The sequence below is a fragment of the Paraburkholderia caledonica genome, from assembly GCF_000383275.1.
GTDB classification, from domain to species: Bacteria; Pseudomonadota; Gammaproteobacteria; order Burkholderiales; family Burkholderiaceae; genus Paraburkholderia; species Paraburkholderia caledonica.
Map to the genome: position 1 here is coordinate 57,418 of NZ_KB911034.1, position 25,594 is coordinate 83,011.

General features: G+C 60.3%; 21 protein-coding genes and 1 pseudogene. 10 read left to right on the plus strand and 12 right to left on the minus strand.

Annotation, left to right across the window (positions count from 1 at the left end; translation table 11 throughout):
- Positions 1–12 precede the first annotated feature (12 nt).
- Positions 13–1,467 (minus strand): amidase, encoded by a 1,455-nt coding sequence (locus H281_RS0100295; RefSeq protein ID WP_020065085.1) that lies wholly within the window; start codon positions 1,465–1,467, stop codon positions 13–15.
- 126 nt (positions 1,468–1,593) lie between these two features.
- Here H281_RS0100295 and H281_RS0100300 point away from each other — a divergent pair, with 126 nt between their 5' ends.
- The 4 genes from H281_RS0100300 to H281_RS0100315 all read left to right on the plus strand — a co-directional run bounded on the left by H281_RS0100300 (position 1,594) and on the right by H281_RS0100315 (position 6,080).
- Positions 1,594–2,496 carry a LysR family transcriptional regulator gene (locus H281_RS0100300; RefSeq protein ID WP_020065086.1) on the plus strand — a complete coding sequence of 301 codons (903 nt, stop codon included), beginning with the start codon at positions 1,594–1,596 and terminating at the stop codon, positions 2,494–2,496.
- 171 nt (positions 2,497–2,667) lie between these two features.
- Complete coding sequence (locus H281_RS0100305; protein ID WP_020065087.1) at positions 2,668–4,071, plus strand: NAD-dependent succinate-semialdehyde dehydrogenase; 1,404 nt, start codon at positions 2,668–2,670, stop codon at positions 4,069–4,071.
- A 60-nt stretch (positions 4,072–4,131) separates the two neighbouring features.
- The gene (locus tag H281_RS0100310) at positions 4,132–5,247 is read left to right on the plus strand and encodes an alkene reductase (RefSeq protein WP_027804165.1); all 1,116 of its coding nucleotides are present in this window, start codon (positions 4,132–4,134) and stop codon (positions 5,245–5,247) included.
- 62 nt (positions 5,248–5,309) lie between these two features.
- On the plus strand, positions 5,310–6,080 hold the full coding sequence (locus H281_RS0100315) for an alpha/beta hydrolase (protein ID WP_020065089.1): 771 nt from the start codon (positions 5,310–5,312) through the stop codon (positions 6,078–6,080).
- Between the two features lie 195 nt (positions 6,081–6,275).
- On the opposite strand, the gene H281_RS35355 is transcribed toward H281_RS0100315, so the two are convergent.
- Positions 6,276–6,923 (minus strand): SDR family NAD(P)-dependent oxidoreductase, encoded by a 648-nt coding sequence (locus tag H281_RS35355; RefSeq protein WP_206362255.1) that lies wholly within the window; start codon positions 6,921–6,923, stop codon positions 6,276–6,278.
- Positions 6,924–7,541: 618 nt separating this feature from the next.
- Between H281_RS35355 and H281_RS0100330 the strand changes: the two genes are divergently transcribed.
- The 3 genes from H281_RS0100330 (at position 7,542) to H281_RS0100350 (ending at position 9,642) form a co-directional block, all read left to right on the plus strand.
- Positions 7,542–7,754, plus strand: a complete 213-nt coding sequence (locus tag H281_RS0100330) for a hypothetical protein (protein ID WP_020065092.1) — start codon at positions 7,542–7,544, stop codon at positions 7,752–7,754.
- A gap of 521 nt (positions 7,755–8,275) precedes the next feature.
- Positions 8,276–8,818 (plus strand): hypothetical protein, encoded by a 543-nt coding sequence (locus H281_RS34185; protein ID WP_164701808.1) that lies wholly within the window; start codon positions 8,276–8,278, stop codon positions 8,816–8,818.
- Positions 8,819–9,018: 200 nt separating this feature from the next.
- Positions 9,019–9,642 (plus strand): hypothetical protein, encoded by a 624-nt coding sequence (locus tag H281_RS0100350; protein ID WP_020065096.1) that lies wholly within the window; start codon positions 9,019–9,021, stop codon positions 9,640–9,642.
- A 426-nt stretch (positions 9,643–10,068) separates the two neighbouring features.
- Here H281_RS0100350 and H281_RS35360 read toward each other — a convergent pair.
- From H281_RS35360 to H281_RS0100395, 10 genes and pseudogenes are all read right to left on the minus strand, one after another.
- A pseudogene (locus H281_RS35360) lies at positions 10,069–11,514 on the minus strand (IS1182 family transposase).
- Between the two features lie 424 nt (positions 11,515–11,938).
- Complete coding sequence (locus H281_RS0100360) at positions 11,939–12,649, minus strand: hypothetical protein (protein WP_020065099.1); 711 nt, start codon at positions 12,647–12,649, stop codon at positions 11,939–11,941.
- A gap of 177 nt (positions 12,650–12,826) precedes the next feature.
- A complete protein-coding gene (locus H281_RS0100365) occupies positions 12,827–13,654 on the minus strand; it encodes a hypothetical protein (protein WP_020065100.1) in 828 nt (275 codons plus the stop codon).
- 206 nt (positions 13,655–13,860) lie between these two features.
- The gene (locus H281_RS36700; protein ID WP_164701809.1) at positions 13,861–14,376 is read right to left on the minus strand and encodes a hypothetical protein; all 516 of its coding nucleotides are present in this window, start codon (positions 14,374–14,376) and stop codon (positions 13,861–13,863) included.
- Between the two features lie 72 nt (positions 14,377–14,448).
- Positions 14,449–15,522, minus strand: a complete 1,074-nt coding sequence (locus H281_RS0100370; RefSeq protein ID WP_241077826.1) for an integrase domain-containing protein — start codon at positions 15,520–15,522, stop codon at positions 14,449–14,451.
- Positions 15,523–16,951: 1,429 nt separating this feature from the next.
- The gene (locus tag H281_RS37460; RefSeq protein WP_277394726.1) at positions 16,952–17,077 is read right to left on the minus strand and encodes a hypothetical protein; all 126 of its coding nucleotides are present in this window, start codon (positions 17,075–17,077) and stop codon (positions 16,952–16,954) included.
- Between the two features lie 292 nt (positions 17,078–17,369).
- Entirely contained in the window at positions 17,370–18,392 is a 1,023-nt protein-coding gene (gene galE / locus H281_RS0100380; protein ID WP_020065103.1) for a UDP-glucose 4-epimerase GalE, read from the minus strand.
- 12 nt (positions 18,393–18,404) lie between these two features.
- Entirely contained in the window at positions 18,405–19,553 is a 1,149-nt protein-coding gene (locus H281_RS0100385; protein WP_020065104.1) for a glycosyltransferase family 4 protein, read from the minus strand.
- 53 nt (positions 19,554–19,606) lie between these two features.
- Positions 19,607–20,440, minus strand: coding sequence for a glycosyltransferase (locus H281_RS0100390; protein WP_020065105.1), 834 nt, complete (start codon positions 20,438–20,440; stop codon positions 19,607–19,609).
- Positions 20,437–21,699, minus strand: a complete 1,263-nt coding sequence (locus H281_RS0100395) for an oligosaccharide flippase family protein (protein WP_027804167.1) — start codon at positions 21,697–21,699, stop codon at positions 20,437–20,439. The genes H281_RS0100390 and H281_RS0100395 overlap by 4 nt, the downstream gene beginning before the upstream one ends.
- Positions 21,700–21,959: 260 nt before the next feature.
- Here H281_RS0100395 and H281_RS0100400 point away from each other — a divergent pair, with 260 nt between their 5' ends.
- From H281_RS0100400 to H281_RS0100410, 3 genes are all read left to right on the plus strand, one after another.
- Positions 21,960–23,354 carry a phosphomannomutase/phosphoglucomutase gene (locus tag H281_RS0100400; RefSeq protein WP_020065107.1) on the plus strand — a complete coding sequence of 465 codons (1,395 nt, stop codon included), beginning with the start codon at positions 21,960–21,962 and terminating at the stop codon, positions 23,352–23,354.
- Positions 23,355–23,610: 256 nt separating this feature from the next.
- Positions 23,611–24,612, plus strand: a complete 1,002-nt coding sequence (gene waaC, locus H281_RS0100405) for a lipopolysaccharide heptosyltransferase I (RefSeq protein WP_020065108.1) — start codon at positions 23,611–23,613, stop codon at positions 24,610–24,612.
- Between the two features lie 49 nt (positions 24,613–24,661).
- The gene (locus H281_RS0100410) at positions 24,662–25,546 is read left to right on the plus strand and encodes a Kdo hydroxylase family protein (RefSeq protein ID WP_020065109.1); all 885 of its coding nucleotides are present in this window, start codon (positions 24,662–24,664) and stop codon (positions 25,544–25,546) included.
- Positions 25,547–25,594: the final 48 nt, after the last annotated feature.

A 25,594-nucleotide genomic window follows, 5' to 3' on the forward strand; every position in this document is an offset into this window, starting at 1 on the left:
TCGGCGTCCGTCTTACTTCGGCCCGTTGCCCGCCCACAGCATTGGCCGACGATTGGCCCACGGACGGGCCTGCTCGAGTTGTCCGGCCAGCCTCAGCAACGTGTCTTCCCGTCCAAATCCTGCTGCGAACTGCATGCCGATCGGCAAACCGGTTGCGGAGTGCGCTTCAAGCGGAACAGACATCGCCGGGACGCCGGAGACGTTGAAGGGCGGCGTGAAGGGAGAATGCTGAAAGACTCGCTGCGTCCATTGGAGACCGCTCATCGATTTGGCGCCGGTCCCGTAGGCGCCGATAGCTGGCGGCATCTGCGGCAGAGTAGGCGTGAGCAACAGGTCGATGTCCTCGAACCACCTGGCGACTGAACGCGTAACCGTATTGCGCATAGCCAGGGACGCGGCAAATTCAGATGCTTTCTCTTCCTTGCCGTGTCGAAAACAGGCCAGGGTTGCCGGCTCGAGCGTCGTGTCGTCGATCGGGCGGCCGGTCGCAGCCGCAAGACCCTCGATCCACCCGACGAGTGTTGCCGTCCATATCGTCGCGTTCATCCGCACGAAAGCGTCCCACGAAACACCAAGCGGTGGATTGACTTCAACGACGGTATGCCCGAGTGCTTCCAGAAGACGCGCTGTCGATATCGTTGCGGCCGAGATGACCGGATCGGTACGCTCGCCGTTCCATGGATCGACCATCAAGCCGATCTTCAGCTTGCCGGGTTCGCGGCTGACTTCCGACAGGAAGCTTCGCTCCGGTGCCGCAGTCACGTAGGGCTCGCCAGAGGCGTGGCCCTGAATCGCGTCGAGCAGTGCGGCGCTGTCCCGCGCGCTACGGCTGACGCCCAGCTGCACGCCGAAACCGGCGAATACCTCATCGAGCGAGGGACCGTTCGAGCTGCGACCGCGCGTCGGTTTAAGTCCGAACAGGCCGTTGTAAGCGGCGGGTACGCGAATGGAACCCGCTGCATCGGTCGCATGGGCAAGCGGAACCACGCCCGCTGCGACCGCTGCGGCGGCGCCGCCGCTTGAGCCGCCGGCGCTCAACGGCGGGAGCCAGGGGTTACGGGTTGCGCCTTGCAGTGTGGACTCGGTGGTCGTGCTGAATGCCATTTCCGGCGTCGCACTGCGTCCTATCGTGACCAGCCCCGCTGCGCGAAAGCGCGACATCAACCATGAGTCCTCGGTCGCGACGACGCCTTTCGCGAGCCGGCTGCCCAGCTCGAGCTTCTTGCCTTGCATGCTGACCGCAAGGTCCTTGATGAGAAACGGCACGCCGGCAAGCGGGCCGCCCGAAGCAACTGCGTGGCCGCTTTCGGAAGCCGGCCAGCTTTCGATAACCGCGTTGATGTCGGGGTTGACGACTCCGATGGCCTGAAGCGCGAGGTCGGCAAGCTCGGCCGAAGTGACCTCGCCGTTAGCGACCAGCTGGGCCAGTCCGATCGCATCGTATTCCGTGTATTCGCCAAGTTTCATTTTTCCTCCGTGTTGATGGAGGAAACGATAGGGCAGAAGGCGTCAGCTGATTAGTCAGGCAGCCCGGCAAGGATTGAGCCACCAATGGGACAATGCCACGCTTTGTATAGCGGACTCGCGACTACCATGACCAGAGATCTCAACGACACGCTCGTCTTCGTTCGCGTTGTGCAGGACGGGAGCTTCACGGCAGCGGCGAAAGCCTTGCAGATCCCGAAGACGACCGTGAGTCGGCGCGTTCGCCAGCTTGAAGCGCACCTCGGCGCGGCCCTGTTACACAGAACGACACGAAAGCTACGGCTGACGGAAGCAGGAGCGGCCTATTTCGAGCGGTGCAACGCAATCGCCAGACAGCTCGACGATGCCGAAAACGCCGTTCAGCAGATTCGTGGAACACCGGGAGGGTGGCTGCGTGTGACGCTGCCGTATTCGTTCGGCGCCACGTGGATTGCGCCGTTGATCGCTGGCTTCTGTGCGCGCTACGCCGAAATGCGCGTCGATATCATCGCGACGCATGTGCCGCTCGATCTGATCGGCGAAAACGTCGATGTCGCTCTGCGCCTCGGCGCGCTTCCTGATTCGAGCCTGGTGGCGCAGCGGCTGGGCAGCTTTTCGACCTCGATCTACGCGAGCCCCGCCTACATCGACAAGCATGGCGCGCCGGACAGTCCAGACGATCTGCACCTCCATGCGGCGCTTGCGCTGCATCAGGCGCGCACCGATAGCGGCTACGCATGGCCACTGCGCATGGCCGGACGCAAGGCAAAGCAGTTTGCGGTCGATCCGGTGATCGTCGCCAGTGATCCGGTGCTGCTTCTTGACGCCGCGCGGGCCGGCAACGGCGTGTTGCTGGCCATGGAGGCAAGCATGGCTCCGGAAGTCGCAGCGGGACGCTTGTGCAAAGTGTTGCCGGACTGGATCGGTCCACAGCAGGATCTCAATGCGCTGTTTCCGAAGGAGCGCGTGCCGTCGCCGAAAGTGAAGGCGTTTCTTGCTTATCTGAAGACTCAGCTACGGTTCCACCCGTGACCGTCATAGCTTGCGCGGTGCATGAGACAACGCATCAAGCTGGGCTTCCAGGCCCCTACCAGTGACTGCCGCTCATAGGATGACAAGACGCCTTCTTGACCCGAATCGGCACGCTTAAAGTGACGTCAATGCAGCAACTTACCCATTGTCCTTAACGTCACCGAGGTAACCATGTCGAATCTCAGCAGCCCCCTTACGATTGGCGCAACGTCGCGTAATCCCGCCACCGGCGAGTTCATCGCCCACTATGCCTTTCAGTCGGCAGACGACGTGGAGCGCATGCTTGAGAACAATGCCGCAGCGTTTCGCCTGTGGCGTGCAACGCCGATGACCGAGCGCGTCGCGACCTACCGCCGTCTGGCGATCACGCTGCGGGAGCGGTCGGAAGAATTGGCATCGCTGATTACTGCGGAAATGGGCAAGACGTTGAGCGCCGCACGCGCGGAGGTCGAGAAATGCGCCGCAGCGATCGACTGGATCGCGGTGAACGGCCCCGCGTTCCTGGCTGACGAGGCTGCGCCGGTCAAGGGCGATGACGAAGTCTATGTTTCCTATCTGCCGATCGGCTCGATTCTCGCCGTCATGCCGTGGAATTTTCCGTTGTGGCAGGTCATTCGTGCTTCTGGGCCGATCATGCTATCGGGCAACGGTTTCATCCTGAAACACGCGGCCAATGTGATGGGCTCAGCGTATGCGTTGCAAAACGCTTACGAGGCCGCTGGTTTTCCGGTCGGACTGTTTACGAATCTGAATGCCGATAACGAAACGGTTGCGCATGTGATTGAAGATCCGCGCGTGGCCGCCGTCACCCTGACGGGCAGCATGCGTGCGGGCTCGGCCGTGGCATCGACGGCAGGCAAGGCGCTCAAGAAGACGCTGCTGGAACTCGGCGGCGCCGACGCCTTCATCGTGCTGGCCGACGCGAACATCGACCTCGCGGTCAAGGCGGCGATCGAGGCGCGCTTCCAGAACGCGGGGCAGGTCTGTCTAGCTGCAAAGCGGTTCATCGTCGAGCAGCCTGTCGCGGAAGAGTTCACACGCAAGTTCGTCGAGGCGGCGCGCAAGGTTGTGGCGGGTGACCCTCTGGACCCGGCCAGCACCATCGGACCCATGGCGCGCGCCGACCTGCGCGACGAATTGCATGCTCAGGTGGAGCGCACCATTGAAGCGGGTGCAACGTTGCTGCTCGGTGGCAACAAGGTCGCGGGGGTAGGCAATTACTATGAACCGACCGTGCTCGCGGATGTAGCGCCAGGCATGGCAGCGTTCGATGAAGAGACATTTGGTCCGGTCGCCGCGATCACCGTGGCCGAGAGCGCCGAGCATGCAATTCAGCTTGCCAACACTAGCGACTACGGTCTGGGCGGCAGTTTGTGGACCAGCGACGTAGCCCGCGCGCAGCGCATCGCCCGTCGGCTCGAAACGGGCGGCGTCTTCATTAACGGCTTCTCGGCTTCGAACCCGCGCATTCCTGTCGGCGGAGTCAAGAAGAGCGGATTTGGTCGGGAACTGTCGCACTTCGGTTTGCGCGAGTTCACCAACGCTCAGGCGGTCTGGGCCAAAACGGTCGACTGATCTGGCGGGACGGCAACACAAGACATCGAATTATTCGCTATATAGTTAGGATGACAAATCATGAAAAATGCTTCCATTAGCCCCGTACTTCAACCCGTGACGATTGGCAGCCTGCAACTGAAGAACCGCGTCGTCATGGCGCCGATGACACGCAGTCGCGCCGACGATGCGGGTGTGCCGCCCGACTACGCAGCCGACTACTACGCGCAACGTGCAGGCGCTGGCCTCATCATTACCGAGGCGACCAATATCTCTGCGCAGGCACGCGGCTATCCTCGCACCCCCGGCATCTGGACGGACAACCAGGTGGCGGCGTGGACACGCGTCACCGAGGCAGTTCATCGCCGTGACGGCAAGATCTTTCTCCAGATTTGGCACACCGGGCGAATGTCGCACCCTGACATGCAGGATGGCGCAATACCGGTCGCGCCATCGGCAATCAAGCCACAAGGCCAGATTCGTGTTCACGACGGCATGAAGGATTTCGTCACGCCTCGCGCGCTTCGGACCGACGAAATCGCCGGCATCGTCGACGATTATCGCCATGCCGCCGCCAATGCGAAGCGTGCAGGATTCGACGGAGTCGAGATTCACTCGGCCAATAACTACCTGCTCGAACAGTTCGTGCGCGACAGCACGAACCAGCGAACCGACGAGTACGGCGGTTCCATCGAAAACCGGCTGCGCTTTCCTCTCGCGGTGGTCAAGGCAGTACTCGAAGTCTGGCCAGGCGATCGCGTTGGCATCCGCATTTCGCCCGCGACGACAGCACCCGGCGAAACGCCTCTCGACAGCGATCCGATGGCCACCTTCGGTGCTTATGTGCGCGCGCTGTCGCAACTCGGGCTGCTGTACGTCCACGACATTGAAGGCGTAACGCAACTTGCTCGCGACACCGACAGCGGCGTGAGCTTCACCGAGTTGCGCGAACAGTTCGACGGCGCGTACATCGCCAACAACCAGTACACGCTGAGGCTCGCTGAGGAAACGCTCGCTGCAGGTGACGCCGATCTGTTCAGCATCGGGCGGCCATTCATCGCCAATCCCGATCTGGTTGACCGGCTGCGAGTCGGTGGTCCGCTCGCCGAGGCGCCGAAAGAATACTGGTACGGCGGAGATTCGACGGGCTATTCCGATTGGCCCGAATTGCATCGCGAAGCTGTGGTCGACGCGTGATTTACCGCGAGATCCACCAATCCAATACCTCGAGTTTTTTTCTAGATTGACCGGAGCCTTCCATGAAAACGACCACCCGAGTTCGCCGTTTCGCCACTGCCATCGCATTCGGCGTGGCAGCATTGTCCGCACAGATCGCCACCGCTGCTCCCGTCAAGAACGTTGTCCTGGTCCATGGATTCTTTGCTGATGGTTCCGGCTGGCAGGCGGTATCGAACATTCTTACCCGCGACGGCTACAAGGTGTCCGTGGTCCAGGAACCTGAAACGTCATTCAAGGACGACGTCGCGGCGACCACGCGTGTGGTCGATGCGCAGGACGGCCCCAGCATCCTCGTCGGACACAGCTATGGTGGAGCGGTCATTACGGAAGCCGGCAACGATGCGCGTGTCTCGGGCCTCGTCTACATCGCTGCCTTCGAACCCGACGCTGGGGAGAGCCTGAAGGATCTGACCACCAGAATGCCCGCTGCGATCAAGAGCATCAAGGAGACGGACGATGGTCATCTGTACATCGACCCTTCGCGGTTTCATGCCGACTTTGCAGCCGACGTTCCCGAGCCGGAGGCCGCATTCATGGCTTCTTCCCAGGTGATGCCCGCCGTCGGCTCGTTCACGGCGCCCGTCGTGCAGGCTGCGTGGAAATCAAAGCCGAGTTGGGCAGTCGTCGCGGCGTCGGACCGGACGGTCAATCCGGACCTTGAGCGCTGGATGGCAAAGCGCGCCGGCAGTAAGGTAACCGAAGTCAATTCGAGCCATGTCGCCTTTCTCTCACATCCCGAAGAAATCGCGAAGGTCATCGAGCAGGCGGCCGTGGCAAGCGGCAATCGGTGAACTGTGCGCATAGCGAGGCTTCGGGGATGTGGCTCCGAGCGAGCTGTGCAGGCCTGAGGGGCTCGGCATGCTGCGAACTTTCGTCAGCCGTGTCGCTGTTGGCACGACTGCGAGGGCGGAAGATCGCGAGGGCGCAGTGCAACCCGCGCGGGCGAGGCGATATAGCGTATGCATGCACTGTGAGACAAAGATCGCTTACCACGGAATCCGGTCGTGCTCGAAATAAAAGTGTCCCGCTGCCTCCGTCGGGTCTTGGGTTACCAGCCAGACGATGCCGGCGGCCGCCTGTTCCACCGTCCGGTAACCCGAATGGTTGTTGAAGTCAGTGGCGGTGTAGCCTGGATCGACCGCGTCGACCTTGATACCGAATGAGGAGAGTTCCTTCGCAAAGGCCAGCGCGACGGCGTTGAGCGCCGTCTTTGAACTGTTATAGCCGAGGATATTGACGCCATAGAACTGGTTCACCGGGTCGGACAGCCAGCTCAGAGACCCGAGACCGCTGCTCACCATCACGACGGTGCCCCGACCAGCGCATCTTAGCAGCGGCAAAAACGACTGAGTCACCCGAATCGGGCCGAAAACGTTCGTCTCATACACAGCGCGGATGTCGTCGACAGGTTGCTGGCTTGGCGACGCGTGCGATTCGCCCGGAATGCCGGCATTGTTGATCAGCACATCGAGTCGGCCGTCCTCGTCCCGTACGCGTGCGGCAGCGGCGAATACGCTCTCGTCCGAGGTCACGTCGATAGTCAGGAGCCGGACGTCATGGCCTTCCGCTAGCAGGGACTGCCGCGCTGCCTCGCCGCGCGCCGCGTCGCGGGACCCCCAAGCCAGATCCGAAATCCCAGTCTCCCGAGTTGTCGCGCAGTTTCATAGCCGATGCCTTTGTTTGCACCGGTGATCAGGACGTTTCGAGCGGTGTTCATGGTTTGTTCTCCATATTGAGCCAGTTCCCACTGCAACATCAGGTATCGCAATTCCTTTCTTCCCACGATTTACGGATCTGTGGTAGAGGAAATGGCGGAGCGGCGGGTAAAGGTTTCCATATATCCCCATCCGTTCGTCGCGCTATTCCTCATGATTTGGTTTGGTACGCTCGGAACCGTTATTGCAAAGCTAATCGTGAGGCATGAGTTTGCATTGAGCGGACCGAGTGTTATCCCGGTCGCGATGCTTATTTTTGCGATTGCTCTCACGGTGGGAGGGTTCCTCCCGGAGGCCAGAATCGCTAAACGGATCGTCATGAGGACGCTGCATGCTAAGCAGGACCGCTAAAGGCCGGAAGTAGAAATGCTACTGTGAACATCTGCTTCGGAAAGATTCGGTTGGCCGCTCTGTGTTGCTGCCGATTGCATGAGGCATTAGTCGGCCAGGAGCGGTCAGTCGACGTCGACCCCTGAATCGCCGACAATCGGCGCAGGCTGACGCAAGACGAAACTTGGATTAGTACCGGATCCACACATGACTACGAACCGCACAAAAACTCGGCTAGCTGGCGAGCTTAGTCGCTTCGCCCAGCAATACGCCCGCAAGCCTCAATCCTCAGAGTCCAACGACCGGCAATACGATCGCAAGCTCGAAAAGAAGATGAAACGCCTCTACGCGTCTGAACTATCCGACCTTCTTTCCCAGGACGAGCAAGAGCCAGTTGAGTCGGGCCGTGAGAAAGGGTGAGTGCGGCCAGGAAGCGCCGTTCGACAGTACCGCTCGGATCGCCGACAATCGCCCGGTTAGGATGTTTCCAGCCGGGTCCAATGATGAAGAAAGTGGTATGGGGGCTACTCGTGGTAGCCATCGTCTCGTGGGGTATATGCTACATATACCCGACCAATACTATCCACTTTGGATGGATCGGAACGCTGTTCGCATCGACGGCCGGCTTGACAGCGACGATATCAAGCTATCAAACGGAAGAGGTGGCCCATACGCGCGGCGGCACCATATACAAAGCCGAGTCGCCAATCAAATTTCTGCTGACTTATGTTTTGCTCGGGCTACTACTTGCCGCTTTTTTGCTTGTCAGTATCCTCGGCAGCCTGGGCCGATTGGGGTGGAGGTAACGGCCAATACGGGACATTCGACGGCGCTATGTAGATCGCTAACAATCGACGCCGATCGACGCTTCCAGACGCCATCGCGGTCGCTATAGCCGCACCAGGTACAATCGTCCCATCAAAATTAGCTATCTGGTGCAAGTGAACGAACTCGTCGTCGGCCTTAACTCGTGGGTTATCCAAGACGGAAATTACGATGACTTCCGAGTCGGGGCATCATACAAACTCGCCCTCGAGTTCAATGGCTCGGCGGTGGTGCCTTATTCAACGCATGTGATGCAATGCGAGAGAAAACGCGCTTCCGTCTACAACGTCATTGCAAAAGTCATTTTCGCGACGCCGAAGGTGTGGGTCATAGACTTCGGAGTTAAGGTCTATTGCAAGGCCAGGCCTCCGAGGTTTGTGCGCAGCGGAGATTGGGTAAAAGGTGAGATATGGATCGGAGTAGATCCGTTCTTTTACAAGGAGCGTTTGAATCAAACGCCAGGCATGCCGGATCTCTTCGTCGATTGGTCTGTCACGAGGATTCAACTGGCGACGACGCCGTGGATAGAAGACGTGTCTAGCGGCAAGAAGCTACGGATGCGCGATACTGAGCATGAGTCGTGGACCGACAGGGCTTCGACAGACGCGTGGACCGACGATGGAGGTGGCGCCGATTACTTGCTGTCGCTGTCGCGATAGATGCTACCAAGCATGCAGGGAGCCATGCCCGAAGGTTACATCTCAATGCTCAAACGAGTTGGCTGCCGCAAAGCACGTCAGGCAGCCGTCGACCACAAAGAGACGGTCGACGAAGCGATGTAGATCGTTGACAATGAGCCCTCGGTTCAATGCTCACGCTTCCAGCCCCCCATGACTGAATACTCGAATAAAGGTGACCAATGAAGCAAATGCTTCTCGCCGTGTCGCTCGCGTTACTCCTATGCGCCGGAGGATGCGTGCAGCACACGGTGGTCGACGTTCAGTCGCAGTCTTTAGCGAATGCATCGCTGGCTGGATGCCCCAATTTGAGCGGCCAGTACGCCGGTGCAGGTCGCATGGTGCGCGGCGATCCGACTCAGCAGATCGGGACGAGATTGCCGATCAGTTTGATATTCCCTATCGAGGACATAGATGCATGGAAAGCAATGGTCGGTCGTTACAAGACGGATGATCACGGCATCGTTAGGGTTCCCGACTACGCCACCCTGACGCCGTCGAGCGAGAATCAGTACGTGGTCGCTACGTTCTACGGCGATGTCAAGATCGGCGAGTATCGGACTGGCTTCATGAAAGCGAAGCGTGTCACTTGCAAAAGTGGGGTGATGCATCTTACTTTCGCACCTGAAGAAACACGGTCCGACTATGGGCTGAATCACGTGACAACAGACGATACTTTGCAGATCGATAGCAATGGTGATCTGATCGTTCGGCGCAGCATGGATGTCGAATATCACGCGCGGCTGCTCCACCTGCCTATGGGAACGGGTCATTTTTTCGAGGAATACCGCTTTCCGCGTATTTAGCCTGCGACGCGGCAGGTGCTTTTGCGATGATCAAATCATCTGTTTCTGGCGGTATCCCCTGCGCGTCGAAAATACAGTGGTCTCGAAGAATGCGAAAACGGGTAGGGGCTGATCTTCTGCGTAAGGCCAGGAGCGGCCAATCGACTTATCTCGCTAGATTGCCGACAGCGAGGATGCGCGCGCTAAATGCGAGGAGCTAGGGCTAGCTTGACCGTCGAGTGTCCGCTTTACGCGATCGCGAACGTCTCTTCTGGGTCGAGGCTGTGTGGAAACCCGAAACGCAGATCTGACGTGCAAAAAATCTGATTCGACGACTATATAGCCGCGTTGCGCTCTCGGAATCAATCGATCAACTGAGAGATGTTGGGTGGCCGCGCTACCTTAACGCAAGCCGTTTCCCCGCGTATGCTGGAAGGCCCAAGTGCCTCACGTACCCACCAGCCGCATGGCCCTCATGGTTCGCGAGAATCCCAATATCGTCATTACGCGCTTGAGGTTATATGCCAGCACATGCAGGCTCATCTCAGTACTGACATTGGCTAACCTGCGCGTCAGGAAGTGCGTATAGCCCATCCAGTGCTTGAACGTTCCGAAGACATGTTCAACGGTTCGCCTGCGCACCATCATCGCATCCGGCATCCTGTCCAGTCTCTTCTGCGCAGTTTCCAGTACAGACTCATGTTCCCATCGCGTGATTCGTCGATAGTCACTCGGAGTACATTGTGATTTGATTTCACAACGAGGACAGGCACTGCTCCAGTAACGATGCAGTTGCATGCCATGCTCTTCACGGGCGAAGCGGTGTATCGCGCGCTGCCCAGCAGGACAAAGGTATTCGTTATCCCGGGCAATGTAGATGAAGTCCGCTCTGTCGAAGCGACCATGGGCTTTGGCACCTGATGTCAGGTTCTTCGGCAGAATGGCGGCAATACCTGCGTCTGCACAAGCTTTTATCTGTGGCCCGCTGTAGTAGCCACGGTCGGCGATGACCTTCAATCTTCTCTTGCTCATGGAATCACGAGCAGCTTGCGCCATCGGACTGAGCTGCGACCGGTCGTGGCCGGAGTTTGTTACCTCGTGGGCAACGATGAGGTGGTGCCTGGCCTCAACGGCCATCTGCACGTTGTAGCCCACCATGCCCGAGCCCCTGCCGCTCGTCGCCATGGAGCGCGCATCAGGGTCAGTCAGCGAGAGCTGGCCATCCGGTTGCGTCTTGAGTTCTTCTTTAATCTGTTCGAGGCGATGCATCTGATCGCGCAATTGACCGATCTTCTCCTGCAGCCGCGCGGTCTTCGCTTCAAGCTCGGGTGGCTGCGTCCGGTCAGCCGTCTCCAATGCACTCAGCTAGCGCTGGATGCTCTCCTCAATCTGCTGCTGCCGCTTGTCGATCTTGCCCGTTGTGAAGTTACGGTCGCGAGTGTTCGATGCCTTGAACTTGCTTCCATCAATGGCAACCAGTGCCTGCGAGAAGAGCTTCAGATCACGGCAAAGAACGACAAACCGGCGGCAGACGTTGCGGATGCCGGTGCCGTTGTCCCGTCGAAAGTCAGCTATCGTCTTGAAGTCTGGTACCAGTCGGCCTGTGAGCCACATCAGCTCGAGATTGCGCTGACATTCACGCTCCAGGCGGCGACTCGATTGAATCCGGTTGAGATAGCCGTAGATGTATATCTTCAGCAGCACTGCCGGATGGTAGGAGGGGCGACCTGTAGTCGACGGTGTGACACCTTCGAAACCCATCGATTCCAGTTCCAGCTCTTCGACGAAGGCCTCGATGATCCTCACCGGGTTATCCTCGGCAACGAAATCATCCAGACATTCTGGCAACAACGTTACCTGCTTGCGGTCTTCGCCTTCAACGAATCGCTTCATGAAACCCCCGACCCGAACGCGTTGATTCAGTTTAGGCGATCAATGCGTTTCCACACAGCCCCGGTCGGTTTGAGTCTGTCGAGCACCGAAAGACATACATTCGCGAGCTCGTCACTGCGCTGGCTGTCGTGGAACAGCATCTCGGCACCTGTTGATTGCAGCTGCTCTGCCGTGGATCAGCCGGGAGGGTAGTCCCGGCAGTCTCATTAGTTCGGTCTTTTCAGTCTCACGAATTTCGCTCAAGTCTCACGAGTTCCGTTTCCATGCAGTACACCACTTCCGATCTTAGCTCCCAGTCCAGCGGTGGTGTTACTCCGGTACATGTTTCTGAGGCTATTCTCTTTCGAAAGCCTGGGAGGACCGCGCAACGGTGGCGCCCCGCCGCGTTGCGCGTGGGTCAGGTCTCAGCCGGCGTTGACACGAACTAGGCGAGTGCTGGACGGCCATCATGCGCGACGGGGCCGACTTTCGGGTCTGGCGTCGGTTCGAGGGCAAATCCTCGTGCCTCGCATGTGCGTTTGATTGTTTCAGAAAGGACCCCCGCGCCGCCTTTCTCTACAAACACCGCGTGCACGAATGAGCGAAGCTTCTCGACATCCAGCGTTCCTGCGCCGCCGATGAACAGACTGAGCGCACTGAGCGGGGCGACGCCTGCATAAAAGCCGAAAGCTGGATGCTGAACAGCGATGTCCGCGGCAAGCGTGCGAAATTCTGTAACGAGGCTTTCGCCGAGAGAGGGGCTTCGCGGCTTGCTGATGAAAAGCTCCGGACGATCAAACGCAATCTTTGGAACTATTTCAATGCGCAGGCCATGGAGCGTTTCCGTGGGCGACTCCCAGGATTCATGCTGCGCCCAGAAGAGTACCTCGTCTGACTCCCCCCACGGGATGCATTGAGTACGGTGGACGGAATCGACGTCAGAGCCGGAATGACAACTGAACGCACGCAGAAGCGGGGATTCGCCCTGTGGCAGGTGGTGTTCAACGAGATGCATGGTCGGAGCCGACAATACGGCTTGCCAGTAATGATCCGGCAGGCGGCCTAGATCGTCTTTTGCGTCAAGATGATCCGCAAGGGCCATGATCGCGATCAACGACTCGACACTCGTGTGGTGAGGCAGAACAATTCTCAGCATGACTTTGCTCCGTTGTGCAGTTGGCGTTCGTCCGGTTGCGTCAGCGGGCTTTCCGGCGCATAGGCCACGCGGGACATTGCTGGGAGAACCGGGGCGTCCCCGCGGAAGGCGAAATTGGATGGCGCGAGCCGGCAGCGAACCAGCTACCGGACTCCACATCGCCTGTCGTCGTTGATGTCAATACACGGGGATTACATCCGGGGCGAAGCAGACCGCCGCGTCTTTTTCAGGTACTGCGAGGCGCTCACGTGGCAAGGGCTCGCGCATCGGTGCCGCGTCGCCGGGAAGCTGCAGGGCATCGGTCGCCCTCTCAATGTCGTTGCGACATGCGAGCAATGCGCGCTGCACGAGCAGCTTTTTTGAGAGATCACGCAGTACATCTTCGTTCTCGTTGCGCTGGCGCGCTGCATCCAGCAGCGTCTGAAAATTGATCTCGCTGTTCAGCATTGCCGAAACGGAAAGCGCTTGATCATGGATCTTTGCGAATGCCACCGATTCATACAGGACTGCGGGGGGCACGACTGCCTGGACGTCCGGGCTTTCCAGGTACTCGAACAGCGTGGAAAAGGCGATTTCAGGAGGCTGCTCGCGAGGTGCCTGAACAAGAAGAAATCGTGCCGCGCTCGTTTTCATGCCCAGCCGTACCATGGCCGCAAAGGTATCAATCAGCTTTTTCTGGGATTCTTCATTGCGTGTCGTACTCAGGACAACCGCGCCGAACTCTGCTGCGGTTCCGGGGTACTGTTCCATGAAACGCAGAACGGCATCGGTGCAGTCGGCTGTGACCTGTACGGTGCAGGCAGCCTGCGTGGACGCGATGTCACAATACAGGTCCTCAAGCTTTTCCGGGCGAACGCGAACGATGGGGTTGGATGCGACAGGCATCAATGTTTTGCGTACGTCGACGACGTTCAGCTTGCCGCCAAGCTTGGCCTGAATGATCTCGCCCGTGCAGCGCTCGGCTGCGTCGAAGCTGCTGTTGAAGATGATCGTAGTGTGGTGCATGTTGAAACTCCTTCTTGTGGAATAACGGTGGTACGTGGGTGGCGCTGCAAAGTCTGCAACCGGTCGTGGCCGGATGCAGGTCTGGATCTGGTAATGTGTCGGTCTTTAAAAAATAGGTGTCCTCTGTAAAGGCATATCGATTGCGCCAGATCATCCGTATGAAGCCTTTGGCTCATCCTTACATGTCGGGCAATGTCAGACGTGCGCTATCCGGCGGTGAGCGATGGGGCGTCGCCTTTCAGTGCTGACCGTGAAGAAGGTAAGTCATCTACTCGCTGCCGCTCAAACCGGTATTTTCCGTTTGGCCCGTTGCTCAGTCGTACCCGTCGCGTGTTCACGACGAGTGCAGCAAGCGTTGACGTGGAATGTCCTGCACGCTTCAGAAGCGTGCTCAGTGCGGCCAGTCTGTTGTCCCCTAGCCCGCTTGAGTGGAACTGTGTGGCGTACATCGCCAGCAGATCCTTTCCAATATCTTCTACGCGCTCGGGAAACACGCCGCGTTGCTCAAGGAATGCAGCCAGTTCGGCCCAGGCGCAACGCAGATCTTCGGCTGTCTTTGCGTTGACATCAAACGCGGTGATGACACTTTCTATCTGCTCATTGCTCGAAGGCCGCGGACCGGGGCTTGAAGTCGATATTGAGTCAGTGCTGTTTCTGTTTGACATGTAGTTATCCATAATGTCGGTAGAGTTGGGGGCAGGCAAACTATCGGTTAGTGACATGCTGTTTTTCTGACGCTGTTGCCAGCTGCGCGCGGAGCGCGCCCGGGCGACCGGTCGTTTCGCAGATTCGCATCAACGCTTTCTGGTATCGCGGGCGCGTCCCTGAGTACCGGCAGACTGACCGGTGCGGCCGACCGGGAACCCGCTCAACATGGCGTGCTGAAGCTTCGCCCGATGGCGTGCCGCTGCGCGCGGCAACTTTTTTGGCGGGCTGCGTCGGTGTGCTTCATTACGCTTGAGGGCGAGGCAGCCCTTGAAACGATCGGAAATCGGCTGACAATAGGTCCGATATATCATTACTGCCCGTCCAGGGCCGTGCCCCAGACTTGCACTCAACCGCACGAGGGCTTCGTACGGCGGCGTGCCCTCATCCAGCAGTTTGCTGGCAAGTGCAAGCGCATAGGAGTATCGGCATGAATGGAAAGACACCTCACCGGTCATGCCGATGCGGCGCGCGAGCGAGTTGAACCGGTGGATCGCCGATTTCAGGTTTCCACCCCGTCCGACGATGAACCGGAAATCACGTTCCTTGCAGTAGGCAAGTGCGGCATCGATCGCGTGGATAGCCTCCGTGCGCCTGTTTTCCAGGACCGCCACCCGACGGGGTCGCCCGTTTTTTGCACCGCGCATCACGGCCAGCTCGTTCTTCCCGGCGAGGAGTGCAGCGAGCCACATGGGGAGATCTCTGCCGCACATCAGCGCCTCATTCCTGCGCAGTCCGAACAGTTCAGCGAGCCGGACCATGTGCATCAGCCCCTCATCAAGCCGGCGCGCGCGGTCGCACACCGCCGCAATTTCGGTCGGTGTCTGGGCACGCCGTGTGCCGACTCTGTCCCGACGTGGCAGACCAAGCTGGCGGTTGCTGCATTCGCGTGCAAGGTCGTTTCCCATCGCGCTCAGAACCACTCGGATAGCAGAAAAGACATTGGCCAGGGTGCCGGCCCCCATGCCCTGTGTGATGCAGTGGCCCGCATACATGTGGACAAGCCAGGCTGGGACGTCTGACAGTGACCGGGTCAGCGCGCCCTGCTGCCGGGCGTATCTCAAAAAGGACGTCACGAGCACGCGCCGGTGCTCCTGATGCCTCAGGCTACCGCTGAGCCTCGTGTTGGCGATCACAATCTCGTGCGCTGCATCTGCGAGCATACCCATATCTGTAACCTCAGGTTGTTGAAGGTGGCCGCCATAGCTGACTGTGCGCGCGGGCGGTATGCGCGAACAGGCCCATGGACGCGAATCTGTCGCGCCGGTTTTGATTGGCTCAGGGCCTTCATGACACGCTGACAGGGGGCGGGAAGTCAGCTGTGTTGCCGGGCGGCTTGCTGGTTTATGGGACTTGAGTGACTGGCGAGAGAGCAGTGTTGAGTTTGAGATCCGGTGCGCTGGATAGGAGGTCTGCTGGTCTTGGGAAGGAAACCCGCGTGGAGCTGCGAAATGCGACGCTTGCGCGAGGGCATAGGCAGCGACCGGGGTGCGCTTACGCGCGCCGTTGGGGTAATTGAATGCCGGAAAGGCCGGCACGATTGATCAACTGTGCGACCAGGATAATGCGCCAAAAGCGCAACCGGGCTACACAGTTCAGTTTCGGAGGGGAGAGGCAGAGAGGTGAACCGCGCCGGCAAGGCGCGCAGCAGACCGTGAAAAGTCGTCAAGTTCCGCGTGTACAACGCGGTCCAACTATGAGGCAACCCCATAGAACACGAGTGACAGATGCCACATCGATGTCGACGGACTTCGCCATGGGAGCTCCCATGGCGCCACTGCAATTTCTATTGATACAACTGCAATTTCTATTAATTCAGGTCCGGGGACCCAATTCCAGGTAATGCCGCAGGAGCGGCTAGGAATATAGCTTTGCGAGGAATTGAACCATAACGTTCCGCCGCCTGCAAGAAGTATTTGATTCGCTGCCCAACTGCCCTGCCTAACTTCTCACTTGCACCGTGTTGATGCACTGACCTGAATCGACCAGCCGCTCGTGAACGGTTCGCGCCGGACGGCGCGCGCGGCCACATGTCAGACGCCCGCAGAGCCCGCGACGCGCCCGCCAGTTTACTAGGTCCCGTCGGCGGGATGAGCCCCGGCTGGCATCGCGCTACGCCCGGAACGTTGAGCGCGTCCGCGCATAGGGTGGAACTGGCAATCCGCCCCCACCAAGGCGGATCGCCCGGATCCCGTGCCGCACGGCTATCGCTGTTGACCGCCGAGCTTTTGCCTTGTGGCTCGTGCCTGCGCACGAGCCACGTCGCGGCTGGAGAGTGGCCTGGCTCAGCGAAATCTGCGCGCACGCTGCCGCACAGGGTAGCGGCAAACTACTGTGGAATGAAAGGAGCGTTGAACAGAAAGAACAACCCGGCAAAAACAGGTTCGGACGGCCCCGATGTGCAGTCAGACGGTCATCGTGACCTCCGCGACGGCCTGGCAGGCTCGTGGCTTCCTGTGATGATCTCAGTCCATCCCGCTGGATTTGCGTCCTGTCGATCGGCATCGATACTGGGTTGCGGTACTGCAACGGCGCCAGGCGCCAGAAGATATCGCATCCAGACGAGTCACTCAAAACGGAGTTCTGATGAAATCAGTGCGCAAGCTCGTAGGCCATTTCCTTATCACGACAGACGATGGTAGGGGCGTTCTGATGGCCGCCGCTTTCGCTGCGATACTGAGTGGCGCTTTCGTCGTCGCCGCCTTGTGGATGGCTCATGGCCCGTCCTGATCGATAGCACGGGATGCGGCAAACCGGGGGGGCCAACGCTGCGCAAAGGTACGGCAGCACCATCCGTCTGCGGCAGCGCTGGCAGCGTGTCGGGCTTTGCAGCCCGGGTGAAGTAAAGCGCCCGTATCCCTGCCGCGAATAAGTCATCTAGCGCGTGCCAGCAAACGTCGTGGCGATTCGAGGAAAAAGGAGTCGAGCGGAAGCAGGAGCGGTAGACGGCGCGCACACATGCACGGATGCCGCGTTTTGCGGCAGCCGCGCAACCTCGCCGCGACAGGGATCAGCGGAAGCCGTCCGGATTCGCCGACTGCCACCGCCAGTGATCCGCACACATTCTTTCGATGCCGAACTCCGCGCGCCAGCCGAGCAGTTCCAATGCGGCGCGCGGATCGGCAAAGCATGACGCCACATCGCCCGGACGGCGCGCCACGATCTCATACGGCACCGGCCGCCCCGACGCCTTCTCGAACGCTTTCACGACGTCGATCACGCTGTAACCCTGGCCCGTCCCGAGATTGACGACGAAGCTCGCGTCGCGTTTGACGAGCGCGTCGAGCGCGGCCAGATGCCCGCGCGCGAGATCCACCACATGAATATAGTCGCGCACGCCGGTGCCGTCGGGCGTTTCATAGTCGCCGCCGAACACGCGCAGCTTGTCGAGCTTGCCGACCGCGACCTGCGCGACATACGGCATCAGGTTGTTAGGAACGCCCGCCGGATCTTCGCCGATCAGCCCGCTTTCATGCGCGCCGACCGGATTGAAATAGCGCAGCGTGGCAATGCGCCACGAGGGATCGGCAACTTCGAGATCGCGCAACACCTGTTCGGCAATCAGCTTCGACTGACCATACGGGTTCGTGGCCGACAGCGGAAACGACTCGTCGATGGGCGAGCTTTTCGGCACACCGTACACCGTCGCCGAAGAACTGAACACGAACTGCTTCACGTTGCGATCGCGCATCACGCCGAGCAGCGCGAGCAGGCTGCCCACGTTGTTGCTGTAGTACTCGATCGGCTTCGCAACCGACTCGCCCACCGCTTTCAGCGCGGCAAAGTGGATGGCGCCGGTAATCGGGTGCGCGTCGAACACACGGTTGAGCGCCGCCTCGTCGCGCGCGTCCGCTTCGTAGAACGCAACGCCGCGGCCTGCGATTCGTTCCACGCGTTGCAGCGACTCGCGGTTGCTATGCACGAGATTGTCGATTACCACGACGTCGTAGCCACCGTTCAGCAGTTCAACGCAGGTGTGCGAACCGATGAAGCCCGCGCCGCCCGTTACCAGAATCGTGCCCTTCGTGGTCATGCTGTTGCTCCGTTAAAGTAAAACGCCTGTCATTTTTTGCACCAGGTCCTTATACGTTTCGACGACGACGCGTTCGTCGAACTCCTGCGCGACTTTCTGCCGGCCGCGTTCTGCCATGGCGCGGCGCTCGGCGCCGCTCATATCGAGCATTCCGGCGAGCGCCGCGGCGAGGCTTTCCGCGCTGCGCGCTTCGCAAAGCAGTCCATTGACCCCGTGTGCTACCACCTCGCGGCAGCCCGGCACGTCGGTCGTGACAATCGGCCGGCCCATCGCCGATGCTTCCATCAGCGTGCGCGGCACGCCTTCGCGATACGACGGCAAGACGACGCAATCCGCATCGGCGATAAAAGGCCGTACGTCATGCGCCTCGCCGAGATAGTCGATGATGCCTTCCCGTTCCCAGGCCGCCACTTCGTCGCGCGTGATCGCGCTCGGGTTGTCGACGCCGACCGGACCGAGCAGCTGAAAACGCGCTTGCGGATAACGTTGGCGAAGCTGCCGTGCAGCCTCCACGTATTCGCCGACGCCTTTGTCCCACAGCAAACGGCCAATCAGAACGAACTTGAATTCCGCGCGCTCGGGCAGAGGTGTAAAGCCGAACTGTTCGAGATCGACGCCTTCACCGTGCAACAGCCGGGCGCGTTCAGGATGCACTAACAAATTCTGTTCGACAAACGCTGTCTGATCGTCGCGATTCAAAAACCAGATTTCGCGCGGAAAACGGAACGCGAAACGATACAGCTTTTTGGCCACCAGCGCGGCGCGGCTTCGCTGGATGAACACATACCCGAGCCCTGTCGTCACCGCAACCGACTGCACGCCCGCCAGTTTCGCGGCTATCGAGCCATAGATGTTCGGCTTGATCGTGTAATGAAATACCACGTGCGGGCGAATCGCGCGATAGCGCCGGTACAGCGTGTACAACGTGCGCAGGTCGTCGCGCGGATTGGTGCCTTTGGAGGCGACCGGCAATTCGATGCAGCGGCAGCCCATGGCCGTGAGCAGCTCGAACGTGCGGTCGCGCGGCGCGAGCACCGTCACGTCGACGCCGCGTCCCACCAGCATGCGAATCAGCCCTTGCCGGTACGTGTAGATTGCCCAGGCGGTGTTACACACGAGTGTAATGCGCAACGCGGGCGTCGACTTCAAGGCTGGCTTCATGCGGGAACGTGCTCGGCGGTGAATGAAAGGACGAACGGACGTGACAATGCGGATCAATGAGTCGCGCGCGGCGCGAGCAGGCTGCGTTTGACCCGCTGCAACGCGCGGTACGGTGTCACGAGATGCAGCAGATTTTTGGCGAGGCCGAACCAGTCGTAGGGATTCGCGACGTTGAAGTAGCGCAGTTGCAGCCGCAGTGTCGAGAGCACCTGGCGGCGGCGTCTCGTCGCGCTGATGCCGCCTTCGTTCAGTTCGTAGTAAAGACCCAGTTCCGGCAGGTTCGCGCAGTCGTAACGTTCCATCAGACGCACGAACAGATCGAGGTCTTCCGCCGACGGATAGGCCGCGCGGTAATTGCCGACAGCGCGCACGGCGTCGATACGCAGCATCATGGAAGGATGCGCAAGGCATGAGCGGAAGAACCGCAGTCGGCGAATCGCCGCGGGCTCGGCGGGCGGCGTCAGCATGAAAAGCGGTGCGCCCGCACGCGTGACCACCTGCGTCCACATGCCAAGCCCGGCCACTTGCGGATGCGCTTCCATGTATGCGCGCTGCTTCGCAAGCCGTTGCGGCACGCTGCGGTCGCCCGCGTCTATACGAGCGGCATAGCGAAAGCCGCGCTGCGCGAGCGCGTCGATACCGGTTTGCAACGCACGCTCGATGCCGCCGTTCTGCGGCATGCGCAACACTTCGATTTGCAGGTTCGCAAGCGTTGGCGCGACGATGGGCGGCGTGCTGCCGTCATCGACGATCAGAACGTGCACCAGCGCACTTTCATTGAACGACGCGAGCGTAAGATCGACGTCGGCCTGGCCGTTGTAGGCGGGCATCAGCACCGCGACGTCATCAAGGCAGTGCGGCGGCGTGTCGACGGCGGTAAGCGTCATGGGTGCAATTTGAAACGGATGTAATAAAGATTAACCGACGCCGCAGCGAGATAACCGCATGCAAGGCCCACGAGCGCGCCATAAGCGCCGAGCCGCGGAATAGCCAGCAGATTGACGACAAACGCAACGGCTAGCGCGAGCAGCCATTTAAACAGCAACACGAACTTCGCCTGATATTTGAGAACGACCAGATTGCCGATTGCCTCGATGCCGGCGGGCACGGAGAGCCATACCGCCCAGCGGAAAATTTCGATCGCGCCTTCGAAGCCCGGCCCGAACACGCGGCGAATGATAAAGCCGGCGAGCAGATCGAGCACCGCGGCGCCCGCCACCATCAACGCGGCGGTCATTGCGGTAAGGCGCCAGACGTTGCGGCGCAACCGTGCGGCCTGCTGCACACGGTAGACGAACGCCGGCGCGATGGTCTGCGCGAGCATCAGCGCGAGCGTGATCCAGTTTTCGTTCAACTGCTGCGCGGCGGAATAGCGGCCGAGATCGGCGAACGAAATGGCCCGCTCCAACATGAGCCGATCCAGTTTCAGGAACAGATACATACAGATCAGGCCGAGCCAGAACACCGTGCCCGCGCTCGCGAAGTGCTTGAAGAGAGAGCGGTCGAAATGTAACCGCAGCTTGCCGCCATGCCGACGAATGTAATAGACCACCAGTACACTGCCGATGGCCGCAGACTCGAGCGCCCACAGCCAGCCGAAGCGCGCGGGTTGCGCAGCGGCGCGCACGAGCAGATAGACGAAGCCAGCCTTGATAACCGCCGTACTCATGCTGGTGAGCAATTGCGGCTTGCTGTACGTCATGCTCTGCAGCCACGCATTGATCACGCCGACGAACGGTTCGCGAAACAGCATCGTGACGGCGAGTCCCGCGAGCATCGCGCCGACGAGCGGATCGAACAGATTGAGCGCAATGCCGAGCCACGTCAGCAGCAATGCTGCGACCGACACCGAAAAGCGCAGTGCGAACGCACTGCCGAGCACGGTGCCGAGCTGCGCGGGCGGCCGCTCGACAATGGTGGGCACCAGAATCTCTGCGCCGCATACCCAGGTGACAGGCGAGAGCACCAGCAGCAGTGTATTGGCGTATTGCCATTTGCCGAACGTGTCCGGCCCGAAGTAACGCGCGAGCATGCCGCTGATTGCAATGGCCACGCCGATTTGCGTGAGCCGTTCGAGGCCAAGCCAGACAATGTTCGTGAAGGCGCGCGTGACGTCGGGATTGGCAAAGCGCTTGAGCGTCAGCATCCGGTAAGTGCCCGCCAATGCGTTCGGCGCGAGTCTGCCCACCTGGCTGGCCGTCGAGGCACGGGCGGCCTTGGCAACTTTACAAATGGAGGGCGTCTAAGCATTAGAATGGTGTTACCAGGCTGGTCCTAAAAGCGCAATTATAAGTTGGAACCGGATTGCTTCCGGCAAGGGCGCAGCATCATGTCCGATCGCTATGATTTACCGATTCTGCATGACTGCGCCGGTCAAAATTTTCCATTGCACGCAAGTGAGCCAACATGATCTCCAAATCTATTTTCAAGGCATATGACATTCGCGGCGTAATCGGCAAGACGCTCGATGCCGATGCAGCGCGTTCGATCGGCCGTGCGTTCGGCAGCGAAGTGCGTGCACAAGGCGGCGACGCCGTGGTGGTCGCGCGTGACGGTCGCCTGTCGGGCCCGGAATTGATCCAGGCATTGTCGGACGGGCTGCGTGCGGCCGGCGTCGACGTGGTCAATGTCGGCATGGTGCCAACCCCGGTGGGCTACTTTGCGGCGAGCGTGCCGTTGCAACTCGAAGGCGGCGAACGGCGTATCGATTCGTGCATCGTCGTGACCGGTAGTCATAATCCGCCGGACTACAACGGCTTCAAGATGGTGCTGCGCGGCTCCGCGATTTACGGCGACCAGATTCTCGCGCTGCATCAGCGCATCGTCGACGAAAACTTCTCCGAAGGCAGCGGCACCTACGCCGAGTACGACATTGCCGATGCGTATCTCGAGCGCATTGCGAGCGACGTCAAGCTCACGCGCCCGATCAAGATCGTCGTGGACACCGGCAACGGCGTCGCCGGCGGCCTCGCGCCGAAGCTCTTCAAGAAGCTCGGCTGCGAACTCGTCGAACTCTTCACGGAAATCGACGGCAACTTCCCGAACCATCACCCGGATCCGGCGCATCCGGAAAACCTTCAGGACGTGATTCGCGCACTGAAGGAAACGGACGCGGAAATCGGCTTTGCGTTCGACGGCGACGGCGACCGCCTCGGCGTCGTCACCAAAGACGGTCAGATCATTTATCCGGACCGCCAACTGATGCTGTTCGCCGAAGAAGTGCTGTCGCGCAACAAGGGCGCGCAGATCATTTACGACGTGAAGTGCACCCGCAACCTCGCGAAGTGGGTGAAGGACAAGGGCGGCGAGCCGCTCATGTGGAAGACCGGCCACTCGCTCGTGAAGGCGAAGCTGCGCGAAACCGGCGCGCCGCTCGCGGGTGAAATGAGCGGCCACGTGTTCTTCAAGGACCGCTGGTACGGTTTCGACGACGGCCTGTACACGGGCGCGCGTCTGCTGGAAATCCTCACGCGTGTGGAAGACCCGAGCAAGCTGCTCAACTCGCTGCCCAACTCGAACTCCACGCCCGAACTGCAACTGAAACTCGAGGAAGGCGAGAACTTCGAACTCATCGCCCGCTTGCAGCAGAACGCGAAATTCACCGGCGCCGACGACGTCGTGAAGATCGACGGCCTGCGCGTCGAGTACCCCGACGGCTTCGGCCTCGCGCGTTCGTCGAACACCACGCCGGTCGTGGTCATGCGTTTTGAAGCCGATAACGACGCGGCACTCAAGCGCATTCAGGAAGACTTCCGCCGCGTGATTCTCGCGGAGAAGGCCGACGCGAAGCTGCCGTTCTAAACGTTCGAACGGCGGGGCTTGCGCTGGCATTGCTGGCGTTGCTGGCGAGCCGTGGCCATCGGCCAGAACGCGGCGCGGGTTTCACTTACCGCGCCGCGTTTTTTCATGCCAGTCTGCCAGGTCGCGCTAGAATTGCCGTCCTGGTGACATAACGTCTACGTTCTGTCGTCTCTCGCTGGAAGTCTCACGCGAAGCGCTAGGTTTCGTTGGACTTCTTTCAATGCATCTTCGGGCCGGATAACCGGTTTTCCCACTCTTGAGCGTGCAAAAGATATTGATCGTGAGGGTGTCGTCGTTGGGCGACGTCGTTCACAACATGCCGGTGATCGCCGACATCCGGCGCCGTCATCCCGAGGCGCAGATCGACTGGCTCGTCGAGGAAAGCTTCGTGGGGCTCGTCGAACTCGTGACCGGCGTGCGGCGCGCGATTCCCGTGTCGCTGCGCCGTTGGCGCAAGCGCATCTTGTCGATCGGCAACTGGCGCGAGATAAGCGCATTCCGACGTGCGCTCGCCGCAGAGAACTACGATCTGGTGATCGACTGCCAGGGGCTCATCAAGACCGCGTGGGTCGCGAAGATGGCGCGCGGACCGCTCGTCGGCCTTGCAAATCGCACTGACGGCGCGGGCTTTGAATGGCCGGTGCGCTTCTTTTACGACAAGCGCGTGCCGATCGAGCCGCGCACGCATGTGGTCGAGCGCACGCGGCAACTGGTGGCGGCGGCGCTGAACGACCCGAAGCCGCAACCTACCGACGAAATCGATTTTGGCATCGACACGCGGCGCGCCGCGTTGGCGTTGTCGGCGGCGAATCTCAATCTTCCGGTGCCTTACGTGGTGTTCGTGCATGCAACCTCGCGTGCCGACAAGCAATGGCCCGACACCGCGTGGATCGAGCTGGGGCAGTCGCTCGTGCGGCGCGGCGCGTCGATCGTCTTGCCCTGGGGCAGCGAGGCCGAGCGCGAGACGAGCGAGCGTCTCGCGAAAGAGTTCGGCGCGGCGGCCATCGTGCCGCCCAGGCTGTCGTTGCCCGCGGTGGTCGGTCTGATCGAAGGCGCGGCTGCAACGGTCGGTGTTGACACAGGTCTGGTTCACATCGCGGCGGCGCTTAAGCGGCCCACGGTCGAGTTGTACAATTTCGCGACCGCGTGGCGCACCGGCGGCTACTGGTCGCCGAACGTCGTCAATCTCGGCACGGCAGGGCAACCGCCCACGCTGCAACAGGTGAAGTCCGCGCTTGCCGGCTTCGGACTGTTGTGATTCGTCCGGTGCGCTTCGCCTCACGCGTCATCCGTTTCCAAGGGCGATCATGAACGAAACCCAGATCATCGAAGTAGCGAATGCCGACTGGCACGCGCGCAACCTGTCCGTGCCGCGTGAGACGCTGCTCGCCGGAGTCGAACGCGGCAAGGTGCTGTATTTCCCGAACCTGCGTTTCGCGATTGAAGGCGGCGAGCAGGCGCTGCTCGACCCCGCGCTGGCCGATCCGAACCGCAAGAACATCAGCCTCGAACCGAATGGCGGCGCATTGCATGGCGTGGCCGGCAACGCGGTCACGCAGTCTGCGGTGCGCGCGTTGATCGCGCGTTATCAAACGAATGCGCGCACGCTTGTCGACGGGCTCTTTCCCGAATACAACGGCAAGCTGCGCGTCGCGCCCACGAGTTTGCGGCTGCATCAGGTAGAAACACGGCAAACGTCATGGCGCAAGGACGATAGCCGCTTGCATGTGGACGCCTTTCCGTCGCGGCCCAATTACGGCGAACGCATTCTGCGCGTGTTCACCAACGTCAATCCGAATGGCGTGCCGCGCGTATGGCGAGTCGGCGAACCGTTCGAGGACATGGCCAAACGCTTTCTGCCGCGCATCAAGCCGCAAATGCCGGGCGCAGCGTGGTTGCTGAATCTGTTGCACGTAACGAAATCGCCGCGCAGCGAGTACGACCATCTGATGCTCCATCTGCACGACGGCATGAAGGCCGACATGGAATATCAGAAGACAAGTCCGCAGGAGACCATGCCGTTTCCGCCGGGCAGCGTGTGGGTGTGCTTCTCCGATCAGACTTCGCACGCGGTGATGTCCGGTCAGTTCATGCTCGAGCAGACGTTCTTCCTGCCGGTCAAGGCAATGGTGCAACCCGAATGTGCGCCGCTCGGCATACTTGAACGCCTGAAGGGCAGGGCGCTGGTTTGAGCGCCGCGGTTCGTTCGGGCTCGCCAGATTTTGTGCACCGTCGCGCGC

What these genes read in the sequence shown, in the direction of transcription:
- H281_RS0100295 (WP_020065085.1), bottom strand. Translation starts at nt 1,467, where the DNA reads ATGAAACTTGGCGAATACACGGAATACGATGCGATCGGACTGGCCCAG.
- H281_RS0100300 (WP_020065086.1), top strand. Translation starts at nt 1,594, where the DNA reads ATGACCAGAGATCTCAACGACACGCTCGTCTTCGTTCGCGTTGTGCAG.
- H281_RS0100305 (WP_020065087.1), top strand. Translation starts at nt 2,668, where the DNA reads ATGTCGAATCTCAGCAGCCCCCTTACGATTGGCGCAACGTCGCGTAAT.
- H281_RS0100310 (WP_027804165.1), top strand. Translation starts at nt 4,132, where the DNA reads ATGAAAAATGCTTCCATTAGCCCCGTACTTCAACCCGTGACGATTGGC.
- H281_RS0100315 (WP_020065089.1), top strand. Translation starts at nt 5,310, where the DNA reads ATGAAAACGACCACCCGAGTTCGCCGTTTCGCCACTGCCATCGCATTC.
- H281_RS0100330 (WP_020065092.1), top strand. Translation starts at nt 7,542, where the DNA reads ATGACTACGAACCGCACAAAAACTCGGCTAGCTGGCGAGCTTAGTCGC.
- H281_RS0100350 (WP_020065096.1), top strand. Translation starts at nt 9,019, where the DNA reads ATGAAGCAAATGCTTCTCGCCGTGTCGCTCGCGTTACTCCTATGCGCC.
- H281_RS0100360 (WP_020065099.1), bottom strand. Translation starts at nt 12,649, where the DNA reads ATGCTGAGAATTGTTCTGCCTCACCACACGAGTGTCGAGTCGTTGATC.
- H281_RS0100365 (WP_020065100.1), bottom strand. Translation starts at nt 13,654, where the DNA reads ATGCACCACACTACGATCATCTTCAACAGCAGCTTCGACGCAGCCGAG.
- H281_RS36700 (WP_164701809.1), bottom strand. Translation starts at nt 14,376, where the DNA reads ATGTCACTAACCGATAGTTTGCCTGCCCCCAACTCTACCGACATTATG.
- H281_RS0100370 (WP_241077826.1), bottom strand. Translation starts at nt 15,522, where the DNA reads ATGCTCGCAGATGCAGCGCACGAGATTGTGATCGCCAACACGAGGCTC.
- H281_RS37460 (WP_277394726.1), bottom strand. Translation starts at nt 17,077, where the DNA reads ATGAGCCATCCACAAGGCGGCGACGACGAAAGCGCCACTCAGTATCGC.
- galE (WP_020065103.1), bottom strand. Translation starts at nt 18,392, where the DNA reads ATGACCACGAAGGGCACGATTCTGGTAACGGGCGGCGCGGGCTTCATC.
- H281_RS0100385 (WP_020065104.1), bottom strand. Translation starts at nt 19,553, where the DNA reads ATGAAGCCAGCCTTGAAGTCGACGCCCGCGTTGCGCATTACACTCGTG.
- H281_RS0100390 (WP_020065105.1), bottom strand. Translation starts at nt 20,440, where the DNA reads ATGACGCTTACCGCCGTCGACACGCCGCCGCACTGCCTTGATGACGTC.
- H281_RS0100395 (WP_027804167.1), bottom strand. Translation starts at nt 21,699, where the DNA reads ATGCTGACGCTCAAGCGCTTTGCCAATCCCGACGTCACGCGCGCCTTC.
- H281_RS0100400 (WP_020065107.1), top strand. Translation starts at nt 21,960, where the DNA reads ATGATCTCCAAATCTATTTTCAAGGCATATGACATTCGCGGCGTAATC.
- H281_RS0100410 (WP_020065109.1), top strand. Translation starts at nt 24,662, where the DNA reads ATGAACGAAACCCAGATCATCGAAGTAGCGAATGCCGACTGGCACGCG.